At 56.4% G+C, this 16,315-nt stretch carries 17 protein-coding genes and 1 pseudogene; 13 read left to right on the forward strand and 5 right to left on the reverse strand.

The annotated features are described in order from the left end of the window. The first annotated feature begins 30 nt into the window (after positions 1-30). The 8 genes and pseudogenes from JJO78_RS02575 to JJO78_RS02610 form a co-directional block, all read left to right on the forward strand. Positions 31-765 carry a hypothetical protein gene (locus JJO78_RS02575; RefSeq protein ID WP_273622746.1) on the forward strand — a complete coding sequence of 245 codons (735 nt, stop codon included), beginning with the start codon at positions 31-33 and terminating at the stop codon, positions 763-765. A 105-nt stretch (positions 766-870) separates the two neighbouring features. After that, positions 871-1,545 carry a hypothetical protein gene (locus JJO78_RS02580; protein ID WP_273622747.1) on the forward strand — a complete coding sequence of 225 codons (675 nt, stop codon included), beginning with the start codon at positions 871-873 and terminating at the stop codon, positions 1,543-1,545. A gap of 370 nt (positions 1,546-1,915) precedes the next feature. Beyond that, positions 1,916-2,242 (forward strand): hypothetical protein, encoded by a 327-nt coding sequence (locus tag JJO78_RS02585; protein WP_273622749.1) that lies wholly within the window; start codon positions 1,916-1,918, stop codon positions 2,240-2,242. Between the two features lie 114 nt (positions 2,243-2,356). Then, the gene (locus JJO78_RS02590) at positions 2,357-2,944 is read left to right on the forward strand and encodes a hypothetical protein (protein ID WP_273622750.1); all 588 of its coding nucleotides are present in this window, start codon (positions 2,357-2,359) and stop codon (positions 2,942-2,944) included. 90 nt (positions 2,945-3,034) lie between these two features. Beyond that, positions 3,035-3,427, forward strand: coding sequence for a hypothetical protein (locus JJO78_RS02595; RefSeq protein WP_273622751.1), 393 nt, complete (start codon positions 3,035-3,037; stop codon positions 3,425-3,427). 45 nt (positions 3,428-3,472) lie between these two features. Then, complete coding sequence (locus JJO78_RS02600; RefSeq protein WP_273622752.1) at positions 3,473-3,922, forward strand: hypothetical protein; 450 nt, start codon at positions 3,473-3,475, stop codon at positions 3,920-3,922. Positions 3,923-3,971: 49 nt separating this feature from the next. Then, a complete protein-coding gene (locus tag JJO78_RS02605; RefSeq protein WP_075878843.1) occupies positions 3,972-4,214 on the forward strand; it encodes a type II toxin-antitoxin system Phd/YefM family antitoxin in 243 nt (80 codons plus the stop codon). After that, a pseudogene (locus JJO78_RS02610) lies at positions 4,211-4,378 on the forward strand (Txe/YoeB family addiction module toxin); the annotation flags it as partial. The gene JJO78_RS02605 and the pseudogene JJO78_RS02610, both read left to right, overlap by 4 nt. A 52-nt stretch (positions 4,379-4,430) precedes the next feature. Here the strand turns inward: JJO78_RS02610 and JJO78_RS02615 are convergent. Next, on the reverse strand, positions 4,431-5,321 hold the full coding sequence (locus tag JJO78_RS02615) for a DMT family transporter (RefSeq protein WP_273622753.1): 891 nt from the start codon (positions 5,319-5,321) through the stop codon (positions 4,431-4,433). A 132-nt stretch (positions 5,322-5,453) separates the two neighbouring features. Here JJO78_RS02615 and JJO78_RS02620 point away from each other — a divergent pair, with 132 nt between their 5' ends. Both JJO78_RS02620 and JJO78_RS02625 read left to right on the forward strand, forming a co-directional pair. Further along, on the forward strand, positions 5,454-6,320 hold the full coding sequence (locus JJO78_RS02620) for a LysR substrate-binding domain-containing protein (RefSeq protein WP_273622754.1): 867 nt from the start codon (positions 5,454-5,456) through the stop codon (positions 6,318-6,320). Positions 6,321-6,449: 129 nt separating this feature from the next. Then, the gene (locus tag JJO78_RS02625; protein ID WP_036202209.1) at positions 6,450-7,832 is read left to right on the forward strand and encodes an MATE family efflux transporter; all 1,383 of its coding nucleotides are present in this window, start codon (positions 6,450-6,452) and stop codon (positions 7,830-7,832) included. Between the two features lie 40 nt (positions 7,833-7,872). Here JJO78_RS02625 and JJO78_RS02630 read toward each other — a convergent pair whose 3' ends face one another. The 3 genes from JJO78_RS02630 to JJO78_RS02640 form a co-directional block, all read right to left on the reverse strand. Then, positions 7,873-8,409, reverse strand: a complete 537-nt coding sequence (locus JJO78_RS02630) for a response regulator transcription factor (protein ID WP_036202210.1) — start codon at positions 8,407-8,409, stop codon at positions 7,873-7,875. Further along, positions 8,406-9,674, reverse strand: a complete 1,269-nt coding sequence (locus tag JJO78_RS02635; RefSeq protein ID WP_273622755.1) for a sensor histidine kinase — start codon at positions 9,672-9,674, stop codon at positions 8,406-8,408. Before JJO78_RS02635 ends, JJO78_RS02630 begins: the two co-directional genes overlap by 4 nt. A gap of 70 nt (positions 9,675-9,744) precedes the next feature. Continuing rightward, positions 9,745-10,824, reverse strand: coding sequence for a GGDEF domain-containing protein (locus JJO78_RS02640; RefSeq protein ID WP_273622756.1), 1,080 nt, complete (start codon positions 10,822-10,824; stop codon positions 9,745-9,747). A 238-nt stretch (positions 10,825-11,062) separates the two neighbouring features. On the opposite strand from JJO78_RS02640, the gene JJO78_RS02645 reads away from it, so the two are divergent. Genes JJO78_RS02645 through JJO78_RS02655 form a run of 3 tightly spaced genes read left to right on the forward strand, consistent with a single transcriptional unit; the run spans position 11,063 to position 15,120 of the window. Beyond that, a complete protein-coding gene (locus JJO78_RS02645) occupies positions 11,063-11,728 on the forward strand; it encodes an ABC transporter ATP-binding protein (RefSeq protein ID WP_273622757.1) in 666 nt (221 codons plus the stop codon). A 3-nt stretch (positions 11,729-11,731) separates the two neighbouring features. Next, on the forward strand, positions 11,732-14,005 hold the full coding sequence (locus JJO78_RS02650; RefSeq protein WP_337251845.1) for an ABC transporter permease: 2,274 nt from the start codon (positions 11,732-11,734) through the stop codon (positions 14,003-14,005). After that, on the forward strand, positions 14,002-15,120 hold the full coding sequence (locus JJO78_RS02655) for a lipocalin-like domain-containing protein (RefSeq protein ID WP_273622758.1): 1,119 nt from the start codon (positions 14,002-14,004) through the stop codon (positions 15,118-15,120). Before JJO78_RS02650 ends, JJO78_RS02655 begins: the two co-directional genes overlap by 4 nt. Here JJO78_RS02655 and JJO78_RS02660 read toward each other — a convergent pair. Next, positions 15,090-16,298: an ammonium transporter gene (locus JJO78_RS02660; RefSeq protein ID WP_273622759.1), complete on the reverse strand. Its 1,209-nt coding sequence runs from the start codon at positions 16,296-16,298 to the stop codon at positions 15,090-15,092. The genes JJO78_RS02655 and JJO78_RS02660 overlap by 31 nt on opposite strands. Positions 16,299-16,315 lie beyond the last annotated feature (17 nt).

Here is a 16,315-nt window from a genome sequence, read left to right on the forward strand (position 1 = left end):
CAGTGAGTGGTCTTTGGCGGTAGTGCTTCAATGACAAGAAATCCTTCGAGAATTTACAAGTATCATGTGGCTAATCTCCGTGAGTTAGAGCTGGCGATCGGCCATACAGGTCGCTTAGCTCGCTCAGAAATAGCGTCGAAAGATCCGCAAAAAAGTCTTCAGTCTTTGCTCCGTCTCTACGCTTTCCTCATAGGCGCTTGGGCCGAGACTCGCTTGAACAAGCTCCTCCATGAAGAGTTCGGATTTAATGATCAACTGCGAGAGTTGATAAAGGCTAAATCCTCTCAGCTCGAGCAATGGCACGAAGCTGTTGATCAAGCTTTTCGAAAACACCACAACGTACCTAATGCGCAACTCAATGACAGAACGTTAGGTGTTTCGCATGCTGCACGTCGAACAGCCCTCCAAGATGTTCTAAGCAACGATCTTAAAATCATCATAGAAATTCGAAATAAGCTGGCCCATGGTCAATGGGTATACCCCTTTAACAATGGAGGAACATTAATTGAGCACGGAAAGTTCCAACTGATAAATCAGGAAAATATTCTATCTTTGCAGTTTAAGTTTGCCCTCGTCGCGCATTTGGCGGATGCAGTTCATGATCTTGTAGTGAGCCCCACTACTTTTGAAAGGGACTTTGATGACCATTTTCGTTGCCTCAATCAGGCTCGGATTAACTTGGAAAAAAGAAGCTATCCAAAATATGAGGCCGGTCTGATCAAAAGCCGAGAGATGGCTCGGATTGCAAGAGTATCTAACCAGTAGCTTTATTTGGTTCCGCGGGTCAAGGTCCGCAAGATGGCAGCCTTGTCGCCGCTTCGCTCCGCCAAGGCTGATACTCAGCAAGAAAGTTAGATTTTTGGAGGGTTTATGCCGCTAGTTGAAGAAAAGATCCAGCTTGAGCTGGATGGGCGGTGGAGCTTGGAAGAACTTTCCGATGTCACAAAAAACTATATTCATCTTTACGGTTTCGCTTACTCCCTGATGCCACAATTATCATCTGCCCGGCGAGCAGAAATTGACTATATCTACGGAAAGTTTCCATGGAAAGGTGGATACAGTACGGTAAATTTTTTCAATCAGTTGTTCCATAAAATACCCCGCGAGCGTCGCCCTGAAGTCCAGCGAATCCAGTATGCATCACCTGGATTTATTGAGCTTTCTCTCCTCCTTTTAGCCGCAAGTACCGTTGCAGGAATTGTCAAAGCAGTTTGCTCATCAATAAATGCGGCCCACGATACCTATCGGAACATTCAAAAAGGGGCAGTTGAGCATAAGCTTTCCCAAATCAATTTGGCGAAGGAAGAGCTTGATCTAAAAAATCGACAAATCGAATTCTGTGAAAAATCATCGAAGGAGCTTGTAAAGGTTTTTGGACTATCACCGGAGCATGAGAGCTTAATTGATCAAAGAACTCAGAATAACCCGGTGATGAAGCTGAAAATTTTGTTGTCAGTCTTCAGGAGAGTCGCCCCTTTAGCGGACAAACAGGCAGAAGGGAAGCTGAACGTCAAAGGTGAAAAACAAGAAGAATCTAACCAATAGTTTCAGTTCGTTCCGGGCCTAAAGGCCCTCAACCGGACAGCCTTGTCATCGCTTCGCTCTGGTAAGGCTGCCGCTGAACAATGGCGTTAATGGCCAAGGCCTCGGAAGGATTCAGGCAGTAAAGCAGGGAGTGGCTTTCAAATGTTTACCACCGTCCAGCTCGTCTCCCCGCAAAACACTGCAAAATCTGAAAGCTTCGTGTTCTGGTTCCTCGCGCCATGGGCTAGGGTGAGTGCAAGCTGTATTGGAGAGGGCATTCGGGTTTGGGTGCCAGGGATCAACCGCCGGGTAACCGGCCATTAACAAGTGCGGTCAAGGGACGCTCCTTTCGTCGCGCCCCTGCCGCTGGCGTTAAGAGTCAAAGGGAACTATGAATATCCGTTACCAATATGCAAAAGGCAGAGTGGCAGAGGGTGTCCAAGAACTTTGCACTTCGCCAGGTGATGTTAGAAGCCGTCTACTCGCTGCCAATGATGCAATGTTGAGCTTGAATAGCTCACATTTCCCCCAGCCTTTGCAGTCAAAGTGGGATGAAATTATGAATATGATGACCAAGTATGGCCCCGCAAAAGATTTCGAAGGACAGGTCTGGCAAGGTGCGATAGCACACACTATGAGAAGAATTAAAAACTCTACGGGTGTCAAAATTGCGAGTGATTTATGGGAATTGCACCAAATACTGCAGAGTGAGTACTGACTCATAACAAGTCGCAGCAGTACGCGGCCGATGGCCGCCGGACGCCCTTTCCGTGGCTCCTTCGTTGCCACTCCAAGGTCGCCGCTGTGCTTCGGCGTATGAAGGAGGAAATATATGGACCCGATAACGGGCGCTGCGACCTTTGCGACATTGGTCAGTCTTGTTGGTCAGTATAGAGGGGAAAAGAAGTCCGCTGATCAGGCTGAATTCCATGATTTTCTTGCTTGGCTTGTCGAAACACAGCACGCAGAGATTAAGTCACTAATCGAGTCCAATAGCGTAACTACAGTCGGAATTAAAGCCCTCCTTGGTGTTCAGTACGATAAATTGGCGGAGAAAATAGATCTTCTTGATAGAAGTCTTGCCACTTATGCCAGCGGATTTCAGGGCTTTTCTGAGATCAGCTCAGCGGTCTGGCCAAATGCGGGCCTTTCAGGTCAAGCCATCAGTTTTTTGAAGCAGTTTGAACAATCGGGTGCGAGCAAGATTCTTGAAGTCCCTATGTATGGTGGCACCAACCTCATGTTCATGGACGCTCACGAGAACGGAGCTATTGAAATCGAAGACCGACGCTTCTTAGAAGATGACTTGAGAACCCTGCTGGAAATCGGTTTGCTCAGGCATGATTTAAATTCGAAAAATCAAAATCTATATATTTATACGCGTGCTGCTGCAGAGTTTGTAAAGTCGCTCGATTCATAACAATCGGCTGCACAGCGACCGATTTTCCGCCGCTTCGCGGCTCCAAACCGGCGCGTGAGCCGGGCGTTATGTTTTTGGCAGGAGCCTACCTTGATAAATCGTCTCAGTGTTGGTGAGGGTGTGATTGTTTCTTTTCTAGCTACTTTTGCCGCCTTGTTGGCCTCTACATGGCTCTTTGGGAGCGAAGGCGATCTTCTGGGCTTACAGATATCGATTATGGCGAGTTACGGCGGAATATTTCTGCTCTTGTTCATTGTTCTCTGGGGATTGCCTGCCCACTATTTAATGGCCAAATACGACAAAACTAAGTGGTTTTGGTATGGCATTGCCGGAATTTTACCCTTCCCGTTCTTCGTATTCTTGCTTGAGCCTTTTGGCGACGACGGGGTTTACCACATGACGCTTCAAACAATTGAACTCGGCGCCTTCGGAGTATTGTGTTCGTCGGTGTTCTGGTTTTTTGTTGTTCAAAAATCAACATAACAATGCGCAGCAGTTCGTGGCCTTCGGCCACCGGACGCCACTGGCGTGGCGCCGCTGTGCTTGGCGTTACACGATATGTTGAATGTCATAGATCTTCTTGGAAAAATCTTTACTGCTGAAGAGGACGACTCTTTCACGCGAACTGTAATGGAAGAGGATGAGGGGCACGGTGTGTATTTCCATCACGTCGAGTCTACAAACGGTTTATGGAAGATGAACTTGGATACCAATGGGGTAGTTGAGACCATTTTCCTGCAAGCTAAACCATCATCATCTTTGCCATTTGGTCTTGAGGGTTCGATGACACCAGATGATGTAGTGAGTCTTCTTGGCGCCCCTGATAGAACAGGTGAAGAAAAAGAGATTGAATTATTGGGGAAATATGGTCCTTGGCTGCGCTTTGATCGGGAAGATATGTGTATTCATGTCGAATTTAATATTGGCACCCATTCGCTAAAGCAGATCACAGTTATGCTTCCTGAAATTGCGCCATAGCCATGTGTAACAAGGCACTGTAGTACGCGGTGGAGCTCCACGTGACGCCCTGGCCGGAATCACAGCAACTGAGGCGCGCAGCAACCTTTATCGGTTGATTGATGAAACTGCCGAGTCCCATCAACCAATTGTCATTATGGGTAAGCGGAACAAAGCCGTCCTGGTTTCCGAGGAAGACTGGTCGGCCATCCAGGAAACGCTCTACCTACTCTCCGTACCAGGTATGCGAGAGTCTATTCGTGAGGGGATGGATACCCCCGTGGATGAATGCGATGAGGAGCTGGACTGGTGACATGGAAGTTGGTTTTCACCAGACAAGCCCAGAAAGATGCAAAGAAGTTGGCCGACAGCGGCCTCAAACTAAAAGCCCAGGAACTGTTAGCGCTGATAGCTGAAAATCCATACCGCAAGCCGCCTCCGTTCGAGAAACCCATTGGTGACCTTGCTGGGGCCTATTTCTTGATCGTCACCGTCGGTCCTGCCAGTTCAGTCAAGGCCGCATGCGGAATCAGGGGGCGTTCTGGCGAGCGACTTGCACGCGCCAGACCCCGGTCAAAATTAGTCCCATAGCCAGTATATCTAGACTTCTGACCTCCTCGCCCACAAGTACGGCACCAATGGTCAGTGCGACAACAGGCGGAATATAAGTAACGCCTGACGCTGCAATCGCGCCCATCTGATTGACTAGAAAGTAATAGATGATATACGCCGCACCGGTGCCGAGAATGCCGAGGCCCAGAATGAGTCCAAGCATGGCTCTGGTATCATCGAATACGGAACCTATACCGCCCATATCGGTTGTCAGAAGCAACATACCCATTGCAATTCCAGTTTGGTAAGTGGCCAGGGTTATGGGGTTAAGCTTCAGTGGTTTGACGAATTTGCGTGCATAGACGAAGGATAATCCGACACTGAGAGCTCCGCCAACCATATAGAGTACACCTTCGGGGCTAATCTGGCCGGCGCCGGCATGCCAGGGTTTGGCAATCAATAGTACGCCGATAAAGCCGAGCAACGTGCCGCTGACGGAATGAACGTTGACCGGTTCATCCCGCAGGAACACCAGGGCGGCAAGAAAGGTAAACAGGGGAATCGATCCGCTTAACATACCTGCAATGCTTGAGGGCAGCAGCGCAGTGCCTTTGGCAAAGGCTAGGTAATAAAGTGCGGTAGCCAGCAGTGCCATTGCGATAAAGTGGTGCCCATGCCGAAGGTGGGCCCAACTTAGGGATTTCGTCAGCAGGGCGACGAAAAATAGCGGAATAAAACCGAAAACTACCCGAAGTAAGGTGATCTGGATTGGGCTGATAAAGTCAGCAGCCCACTTCATGAAAATGAAGTTACTGCCCCAAATCACGCCGAGCGCTAAGAAAGCGAGATACGTTGCATGTTTTTGCATCCTGTTATCCCTCTGATGCCTACCGATAGGCTGTTTGTTCATGCGCTACAGGTTGCACGCTTCAATCGTCATCTACCAGTGAGATCTTCTTGTGCTAGCCTGTAGAGAATCTACAGTCACGATTGGCGTAACATGCTTCCAAACCTTAATGCTTTGCGTATTTTTGAGTCGGTTGCCCGGCACCAGAACTTTCGGCTTGCTGCGGAGGAACTGCATTTGACGCAAAGTGCCGTTGCCCAGCGCGTCCGGCGTCTCGAGTCCGATCTGGGGGTGATACTGTTTTCCCGGCAGCCACGTGGTCTTCAGTTGACCGCACAGGGCCAGACCTACCACCAGTCCGTCCGGACGGCTCTAGGGATCATTGATGAGTCCACCCGGACACTCATGGCGAGGACCCAGCATTTAGTGATCAGTGTCCCGCCGTCGTTTGGTTCAAAATGGCTGCTGCCGCGGATGGATGCTATTCGCGAGGCGTGTCCTGATATAGAACTACGGATTACCGCTAGTGAAACGCGTGCGAGCTTTGGTCCCGACGGAGCTGACTTCGTGGTCCGGTTTTCCAGCCCACCCTTCGAGAAAGGGCTTCACGCGGAATGCTTGGCGGCGGTGGAGCTTTGTGCTGTTGCCAGTCCGTCCTATGCCATGGCCAATTCCGTAGTCCAAACGCTGACGGATCTGCCGTCCCACCGGCTTATTGATGATGCCCACCGAAACTGGGAAAAGCTGATCCGCCACGCGAACTTGGATGACGCTGACAAGGTACTGCGATTTGAGCAGACAAGCCTAGCGATAGATGCGGCTTTGGCGGGTCAGGGCGTGTGTATTGCGCCGCGAATCCTGGTTGAGGCCCACCTTGCCAGGAACGAGTTGCAACTGCTTCATGAAATCGAGTTTCCTGACGATGAGGGGTATTATCTTCTCTATCCGGAGGGGCGTGATTTCGGTCCGAGAAAACGGGCTATGATCGAGTGGCTGAGACGGCAAATGGCCAGGTTGTGAGGCAGCTTTTGAGCCACTGTGCAGCGAAACTGGAATGGAGCAACCTACGCCCCCCAAATAGCGTTCGGGGAGGACTGCAAGCCAGGCCCGGCTTGTTAGTATTCGGCAATACCCTTTCCGGAACGGCCTATGGTCCCCAGTTCAGGCCCCGTGCGCCAGCGGTTGATGACCCTGGCCTGGCCCATCATTATTCAGTTCTATCTGTTTCAGCTCACCGGCGTGGTGGACAACCTGATGGTGGGTCAGTTCGGTGAGCAGACCATCGCAGCGCTGGGAATCTGCCTGCAGTTGAACTTCCTGGTGGTACTCTGCTATGCGGCCCTGACTGAGGGTGGTGCCGTGATTACCGCCCAGTTGCGTGGCGCCCGGAAGCACGCCGAGATCCGAGAGACCCTGGCAACCCTGCTGACCGCAGGCCTGTTTACGGGCGTGGCCATTGGGGCTCTCTATATTGTCTTTGGCGAGTCGCTTCTGGCTTTGCTGACTACGGACCTGTTCCGTGCTCCGGCGGAGCGCTCCGGGCTGCCGGGCATTGGCTATGGCTACCTGTGGATCATCGGGCTGGGGTTGCCTGCGCTGGTGATTGCCCATGTGGCCATGTATGTTCTCCAGTCCCTGGGCAACACCCGCACCCCCATGCGACTGGCCCTGTATGGCAATGTACTTAACGCCCTGGGTAACTACCTGTTGCTGTTTGGCGGTGCCATTCAGGGCGTAACCGAGCCCCTGTTTCCGCCTCTTGGGCTTCCCGGTGTTGCGATCGCCACTGTGCTGGCGTGGTTGTTTCAGGCGGTGTTCATGCTACGCGCCGTTCTCCGCCATCCAGCGGTCAATGCCCGGGTAAGGGATGTCTCCGGGCTGGCGTGGCAACGGCTCAGGCGAATCCTGTACCTGGGCTATCCGCTGTCCGTAGATGGTTTTCTGTGGCAGGGGTCGGCGTTCATTTACACCATGATGTTTAACCGGGTGGGTGCGGAAGCTTACGCGGCCTTTTTGGTAGCGTCGATTATTCGTGGGTTTTCGCTGGCTCCGGGTGTCGGGTTACAGCAGGCCGTTAGCATTGCCCTGGGGGAATCGCTGGGTGGCCGGCATCCTCAGCGGGCACGAGCCTACACCGCCATGGGTATCCGCATGGTGTTGCTGGTGCTGCCGTTGCTGACGTTGATCGTGGCATTGCTCACTCCCTTGTTCCTGCAGTTCTACGAGATCAGCGATTTAACCCGGGAGCGGGTGATCTGGATGGTGGCTCTGAGCGTTCTTTACAGCGGTGCCACGGCGTTAACCATGATTATTCCGGGCATTTTGAGGGCCGGTGGCGATACCCGAGCGCCGATGGTGATCACCCTGATTGGCTTTGCCGGTGTCGGTGTGCCCGTGGCCTGGTATTTTGGGCTCTATCTTGGGTTTGGTCTTTGGGGTGTGTTTGCCGGCTTTGTTGCGGATGAAGTGGTGAAAGCCGTTATCATGGTGATCTACCTGCGGCGTGAAACCTGGCTACGGCGCCTGGCCTGACGCCGTTTAACCGGCGCCCAACGGCTGCGTGTTCAGAGTGTCACTGGTTGCGCCAGCGGGAATGCTTCTGAAGCTTCCGCTGCAGGGTTCGCCGGTGCATGTTCAGCGCTCGGGCTGTTGAGGACACATTGCCGTCGTGCTCGTTTAGCACTCGCTGAATGTGTTCCCACTCCATTTCCTCCACCGTTGGGGGTTCTTCACGGGTTGCCGGTGGGCCGTCCAGTGGGCTGAAACCGGCGGTCAGTTGGCTCAGTGTGACCGGTTTGCACAGGTAATTGACGGCACCCCGGCGCATGGCTTCCACGGCGGTGGCGATGCTGCCGTAACCCGTCAGTACCAGCACCTCCAGTTCGGGTTGAAGGGCCAGTAGCTCCGGCAGTAATTGCAGGCCGCTTTCGCCGGCCAGGTTGAGGTCAAGCACGCAGCGGTGAAAGGTCTGTGATTCCAGCGCTGCTATGGCCTCCAGGCGGTTGAGGGCACAGACTGCCTCGATGTTCTGACGCCTCAGGGAACGCTGGAGCACCTGTACGAAGGCTTCATCATCGTCGATCAGCAACCAGGTCGGCTGGCCGTTCATTCTGCCTCCTTACCGTCCGGGGTGCTGTCCTGCGCCTGTGGCAGGTCGATGATCATGGTGGTGCCCGTGCGGTCCGCCCTGGCTTTGAGGGTGCCGCCGTGGCGCTGGATGGTGGCGTTGGAGAGGAACAAACCTACCCCCAGGCCATGTTCGGAGTCCACAACGCCATCGCCGGCGGTGTTCTGCAGTGAGAGTTCCAGACCCTTGCCATGATCCTCGACCACGATTGCGACCCGCCCCTCGTCGCTGTCCCCAGCGCTGACTGCCACCCAGGACGGGCTGGCGGTCAGCGCGTTGGCCAGAAGGTTCAGTATAGCCTGGTCCAGAGTGGCATCCACGGCGACGAGCTGGTCGGGAAACGGCGCCCGCCAGTGGATGGGCGAGGCGGGCCACAACAGTGTGGCTGACTCCCGCAGCCGCATCATCCAGAAGTGCAGCGGAAGGATTTCCTGATGCGCGGCCTTGGCCTGCATGGCGGCGGTAGACAGTTGGTGCAGGTGGTTGCTGCAAAGGCCCAGTTGCTTCTCCATCAGCCCGAGATCGTCTGCAAGCGAAGGGTCTGTGTGCACGGACTTCATTTCATCCACCAGCAGGGCCATGGTGTTCAATGGCGTGCCCAGCCGATGCGCCACCGCCGCGGCGGACAGGCCCAGGGCAATCACCTGTTCATCACGGAGCCGGTTCTCACGGAATTCGGCCAGTTGTCCCTGCTTTTGGCGCAACCGACGGGCCAGCGAGCCAACCACCAGCAACAGCATGGTGGCGGTGATGGCAAAGGTGGCCCACATGCCCATCAGGTGCAGCTGGGTCAGGTCGGCGTCGTGGTGTTCATGGGTCAGCGGCGTGTGCCACAGCACCATGGCGGTGTAGAAGCCAAAACCGATGACCGTCAAAGCAATGCTTTCGCGCAGGGGGACCAGGATGATGGCAACGGCAATGGGAAGCAGCAGCAGCGAGACAAGCGGGTTGGTGTAGCCTCCGGTGAGGAACAGCCAGGCGCTGATCAGGAAGAGATCAAGGCCGAGCCCGAGGCTGACCGTAACCGTCAAACGGGGAGGCCGGCGGGTAAACCAGAGCCAGCCAAGGGTTGCCAGTACGGTATAGAGCAGGCATATCAGCAGGGCTTCTGGCCGGTGGGCCAGGGTTACCATGGTGTCGGCGATGGCAACGGCGATCAGTTGAATGACCACGATGGCCAGGCGCATGGTGAGAAGGTAGCGCGCCGCCTGTTGAAAACCTGTTTGTGAGTGAGTCAGCCATTCCATGGCATGCATTCTAGCGGGTTTTCGATGGTGCTACTGCGGGAATGTCTTCAGTCGGATGCGGCATTCTGTCTCAGGCGCGATGCGTGTCTGTTTCCAGCGGCTCCTGAAAGCCGTCAGTCGCTTCCGCCGGGATGATCAGGTTGCGGCCCCGATTCTTTGCTTCGTACAGGCGCTTGTCGGCTTCTCTCACCAACTGACGCAGGGTCTCTCCGTCTGGCCCGAATTCCGCTACGCCACCACTGAGGGTCAGGCGGACAACGTCGTTGTTGACGGTCAATGGGGTAGAGGCGACCGCAATGCGGATTTTTTCAGCCACCTCCAGGCCTTGCTGGCCATTGGTATTGGTCAGCAGTATGCCAAACTCTTCCCCTCCCAGGCGTGCCGCCAGATCGGTTGCACGCAGGCATTCCCGGAAAATACGGGCAACGTGTTGCAGGGCCAGATCGCCGGTGTCGTGGCCATAGCGGTCGTTGACCTCTTTGAAATGATCGAGGTCGAGCGCGAGCAGGGTCATCGGCGTGTTATAGCGTCGGCTGCGCTGTTGCTCCCGTTTGAAGATGTCACTGAGCCTGGCCCGGTTGGCAAGGCCAGTGAGGGTGTCGGTCTGGGCAATCTTGAGCAGTTGGCGCTGTGACTGTTCCCGGGTCACTTCGTAGACGTGGGAGAACACCAGGATGCACAGGGAGATGACGGCAATGTTGGCGACTGGCAGCGCTTGCATCATGGCCGGCTCATCGTGATATCTGAGCAGGAAAATAACGCCGGCGATGCTCATGTAGAACACGGATATAGCCAGGCCGAGCCGACGGCCCATCAGAAGGTGAGAGACAATCGGAATCAGCAGCACCCAGGCGTGTACGGTGGCCGAGGCTTTGGGGATGGTCATGGCGAACATCATGGCGGTGAAGAACGGGATGGCGTAAGCAATGATCCAACGCTCAAGATGCCGGGTGTCGCGTACAGCCCAGAAAACCAGAATGGCGTAAGCACCCATTGCGAGTTCGACAATGGCCAATGGATAACTGCCCGTAAGCAGGTTCAGTATGGCAAACAGAATCCCCCCCAGCATGGTGAGAACCAGCAACGCCTTTAATACCGCCTTTCGATAGGGGCGTGCCAGGGCTTTCAGGGGTTCTTTGTAGCTATCCATGAGGCGAGATCTGTGGTGGCCCGGTAACTCAATGTATCCGGGTGTTAAAAATGTGTAGGTAATGTAAGCACAAGTAAAGTGGGGCGAATTAGATCAGATTTTCAGCAAAAAGTGAGGGTTATTAAGACTAAAGTCTTAGATTTTATGTCCGTAAATTGGAATTTACCAACGCCTGGGTCCGGATCCACAAGGACATTTGGGCGGTATAGTATCTAAGACACTGTCAGCGGAGCGAATGATGGGAAGCCAGGTATTGGCCGTAGAAGGGTTAAGCAAGGGTTATATCAGTGGTGGTCAGCGGGTGCCCGTGCTGGCGGATCTGTCCCTGTCGGTTTGTTCGGGGGAGTCCCTGGCGGTTGTGGGACGATCAGGTTCCGGTAAGAGCACTTTGTTGAACCTGTTGTGTGGCCTGCAGACACTGGATGACGGACGCATCGCCGTCGCGGGTGAGTCCTTTGCAGCAACTGGCGCAGGCGCCGAAGTGCGCTGGTCCGAACTCCGCCGGCGCACCATCGGCGTGGTGTTCCAGGACGTTAACCTGATGCCCGCCCTCTCGCTGCTGGACAATGTTCGCCTACGCACGCACCTGGCCGGCCATCCTGCCGGCGGCGAGCGTGGATGGCTGGAACGCCTTGGTGTGGGTGGGGAAGCCGACCGTTATCCGGATCAGGTGTCTGGTGGCCAGGCCCAGCGAGCGGCGTTGGCCATGGTGTTCGCCATGGCTCCGGCGTTGATTCTGGCGGACGAGCCCACCGGCAGCCTTGATCGCCACACCGCTGATGAGGTGGCAGACTGCCTGTTCACGGTGCAGCAGCAAACCGGTTGTGCACTGGTGCTTGCTACCCACGACAGGGAACTGGCGTCCCGCTGCGACCACTTGCTTGATCTCAGCACGACTGTTTGACCAATGATGCTTGCGCGCGCCTTCGTCAGCCACTACCGCCGCCACCCCATCCAGCTGTTGGCTCTGGCGTTGATGATTGTGCTGGCAACCATGCTTTGGACCGGGGTGACGGTACTGACCGACCAGGCCCGCAATAGTCTGTTGCAGAGCGAGAATGCGGTGGCGGCTCGCGCTCATGTGATTCGCTCGGATGGGCGACCGGTGGGTGTGGATGACTTTGCTGCCCTGCGTATGGCCGGCGTGTGTGTGGCGCCCTGGTTGGAGCTGCAGCGACCGCCGCCGGAAGGGCGGGTGATCGGCATCGACCCGTTGGCGATGGGGTGTTTCGGTGACACTGGCCTCGGCAGTGGTGCCGACACGTTGGATGGTGCGCCTTTCCTCGATATCAGCGAGGCTGCAGAGCTTTCGAAAGAAGGGTACGGCAGCCGGCTTTACCTGCTGGCGCGGGATGAGAACAGGGATTTACCAACTGGTTATATTCTGCGTGAATTTTCCATGGGCCCACCCACCGGTGAACTGGCGGACAGTTTCCTGCTGAATCTGGATGCCCTGAGCCTCCTGGTGCTTCTGATTACGGGCCTTCTGGTGCGCAGCGTACATCGATTGGGGATTGCTCAACGGCACGGCAGCTTTTCCCTGCTGCACCGGTTCGGAGTGCCTCGCCAACGGATAACGCAGTGGCTGACCTTGGAGCTGTTGGTGCTGACCGGTATTTGCGTTGTGCCGGGGTTATGGTTGGGGGCAAGGCTTGCCGGGATGCTGGGTAGCGGTTTCGGCCAGGCCCTCGACAGCCTGTTTGATGTGGCCGTCTATGCCGGCGCCGAAGGAGCACTGCCCTGGAGGGCGGCCGGCATCATGCTCTTTCTGGTGCCGGCGGTCTGTCTGGTGGACTGGGTGGTGCCAGCGCGTTGGCGGGCGATGGCTGGCCAGGTCCAGGCCCGGGGGCGAACGATTGCCTTCCTGATGTTTCTGGTCGGGTTGGTGGGGGTTGCCCTGGCCCCGGACCTGGTCTGGGTCTTTGCCTCAACGGCGATGGTGTTTGCAGGTGCCGGTTGGCTGACACCTGGATGGTTGGCGCTGCTTGCCCAACGGCTTTCCAATCGCACTGGCTCACGAAGAGAAGACCCACTTGCCCGCTGGCGGCAACGGGAACTGGCGGTGATGTTCCGGCACCTGGCGTTGCCGGTGGTGGCACTGCAATTTGCCATGGCCACGGTGCTGGCGGTGCAGGCGTTGGTGACGACCTTTGAGGGCACCTTCGAAACCTGGCTGGCCCAGCGCCTGGAAGCGGAGTTCTATGTGGAGGTGCCTGCGAATGCAGACGCCGACATGGCGGCTGCGCAATTGCAGAGCCTGGACGGCATCGGGCCGTGGCATCGGGTAATCCGTGGCCAGGCACACATTGCGAGGGCGGATTCCGGGAGCCAACGCGGCCTTGGCGATGAGCGTATTGCGGTGGACCTGCTTGCCCTGATGCCAATCAGTGATCTGGTGACAAAATGGTCTCTGTTGGAAAGTGTTGAGGAGCCCTGGCTAAAGCTTGAATCCGATGGCGTAATGATCAATGAGCAGTTGGCCCGGCGCAACCGGCTTGAGGTGGGCGACACCCTCGACATCAGAGTAGCGGATACCAATCGTAATGCAGAAGTGGTGGCTATCTACGCCGACTACGGGCGGCCTGCGGGGGAAATTTTGATGGCTGGTTCTGCGCTGCCGGCGGCTTTCAAGCCCCACTTCCAAAGCTTTTCGGTGACACCCGGCGGCGTGGCGATGTCCGACATCCGCGGGCGCCTGTCGGACACCTGGCAGACGTCGGAACTCACCATCAGGGACAACAACAGCATCCGGGCCCTGGCGTCGAAGGTCTTCAGCCAGACGTTCCTGCTTACCCGCGCCATCAGCCTGTTGACCTTGTTGCTGGCGGCGATGGCCCTGCTGATTATGGGATGGGTCTTTTTCACTACCCGGGTGAAATACTTTCAGCTGCTGGGCGTTTGGGGACTGCCTGCATCGAAGGTCAGGCGTCAGCTCCGGCGCCTGTCGGTGGCGCTGACCCTCACGGTGACCATTGCTGCGCTACCGCTGGGCGTGTGGCTGACCTGGGTGCTGGTCAGTCGCATCAACCCGCTGGCTTTTGGGTGGTCATTGCCGATGGACCTGTACCCGTTGTTCTGGATTGAACTGGGTTTGGTGGCCGTGGCGACAGGGCTGATAATCGCCCATCTGATGCGCCGGCAGCTTGGCCACATGGACAGCATTAAACAGGTGGAGCCATGAATATCCAAACCGGCGTTGTTGCCGGCCTACTGGCGGTCGTCCTTGCGGGCTGTACGGATTCGGAGAACGACACCGGCTTCGCGGGGCTTGCGCAGCAGACAGGCGAGGTGGAGCAATCGCAATTCCAGCAGCCGGAGCCAGGCGACCCCCTGACTTTTCCCGAGGACTGGGGGCCCCATCCGCAACACCGTATTGAATGGTGGTACCTGACCGCTAACCTGGAAACCCAGGACGGCAGATCACTGGGGCTGCAGTGGACCCAGTTCCGTCAGGCGCTGAAACCGCGACCCGCCAATGCAGAACCACCAGAGGCCAGTGCCTGGCCCCTGGACGCGGCGTGGATGGCACACGCCGCCGTGTCATTTGAAGGTGAACACTGGTTTGAAGAAAAGCTGGCCCGGGGTGATTTGGGGCATGCCGGGGCCAGGGCGGATCCGTTGCAGGTATGGCTGGACGATTGGCGGCTGGTATCGCAACCGGATTCCGGGCAGTGGCATTTGCAGGTTGAGGGCGGTGACTGGCGATATGATCTGCGCCTGAGCAACACCGGCAAACCGGTGCCCCATGGAAAAAACGGGTTCAGTGCCAAATCCGCCAGTGGCGAGGGCTCAATGTATTTCAGCCTGGTGGATCTGCACATTGAGGGTACGGTGACCCTTGGCGATGAAACCCTGGCCGTTTCCGGCAAGGGCTGGTTTGATCGCGAGTGGAGCAGTCAGTTTCTGAAAGCTGGCCAGCAGGGCTGGGACTGGTTCGCCCTGCATCTAAACGACGGTCATAAACTGATGGCGTTTCGCCTGCGGGAAGACCAGGGCGCGTTCGTGTCTGGTAGCTGGATAAACGCCAATGGGCAGGTTGAAACGTTGAACGGGAACGACATCAGCCTGAGCCCACTCAACTGGCAAGTGTCGCCGCAGGGCAGGGTTCCTGTGGAGTGGCGTCTGCGGATGCCACAGCAAAACGTGGATGTCCAGATTGCCGCGCCGCCCGGCGACTACTGGAATGCCGGGCTCTACCCGTATTGGGAAAGCCCGGTGACGGTGACAGGTTCCCACGATGGTGTGGGGTATATGGAACTGACCGGTTACTCCAGTGAAGTGGCGCCGATGCGGTGAATACTGACATCCGCACCGTTGAATTCCTCTTCTTCTGTGAGACGCAGGCCGGAGATGGCGTTGACAATGCCATAGACGATCAGGCCGCCGACAAAGGCCACCACAACACCGGCAACCGCGCCGATGATCTGCGACATCAGGCTGACGCCGCCCAGCCCCCCGAGGGCTTCCTGGCCAAAGATGCCGGCGGCAATGGCGCCCCATACGCCGCACACACCGTGCAGGGGCCATACACCCAGTACATCGTCCAGGCGCTCAATCTTGTCCTGGGCCCACTCAAACATGTACACGAAGATGGCGCCGGCGATGCCACCGGTAATCAGTGCACCGACGGGGTGCATCAGGTCCGAACCGGCGCACACCGCCACCAGACCGGCGAGCGGTCCGTTGTGGATGAAGCCGGGGTCCTTGCGGCCGACCAACATGGCCACCAGAACGCCACCCACCATGGCCATGAGGCTGTTCACCGCCACCAGGCCACTGATGCCATCCAGAGTCTGGGCGGACATCACGTTAAAGCCGAACCAGCCGACAGTGAGAATCCAGGCGCCCAGTGCCAGGAATGGAATGTTGGAGGGGGCAAAGGCCACCACGCGGCCATTCCGGTAGCGGCCTTTGCGGGCGCCGAGCAGGAGCACGGCGGCCAGGGCGATCCAGCCGCCCACGGCGTGCACCACGACCGAGCCGGCGAAATCATGGAAGGCTGCACCAAACTGGTTCTCCAACCAGGCCTGGAAACCATAGTTGCCGTTCCAGATCATGCCCTCGAAGAAGGGATATACAAACGCCACGATCAGCCCGGAGGCGATGAGCATGGGGTAGAACTTCGCACGCTCGGCGATACCGCCGGAAACAATGGCGGGAATGGCGGCGGCGAACGTCATCAGGAAGAAAAACTTGACCAGATCGTAGCCATTCGCGGCCGTCAGTTCCGAAGCGCCGGCCATAAAGTGGCTGCCGTAGGCGATGTAGTAACCAATGAAAAAATAGGCCACGGCGGAGATGCCGAAATCGGTCATGATTTTCACCAGGGCATTCACCTGGTTCTTGTGGCGCACGGTGCCGACTTCCAGGAAGGCGAAGCCAGCGTGCATGGCCAGTACCATGATGGCACCGATCAGAATGAACAGCGTGTTGGCGCTTTCGGTCAGGGTATGTACTGCACTCGTGATATCCACGGGGTGGTTGCTCCTGA

The organism is Marinobacter sp. DS40M6 (assembly GCF_028581595.1).
GTDB lineage: Bacteria > Pseudomonadota > Gammaproteobacteria > Pseudomonadales > Oleiphilaceae > Marinobacter > Marinobacter salarius.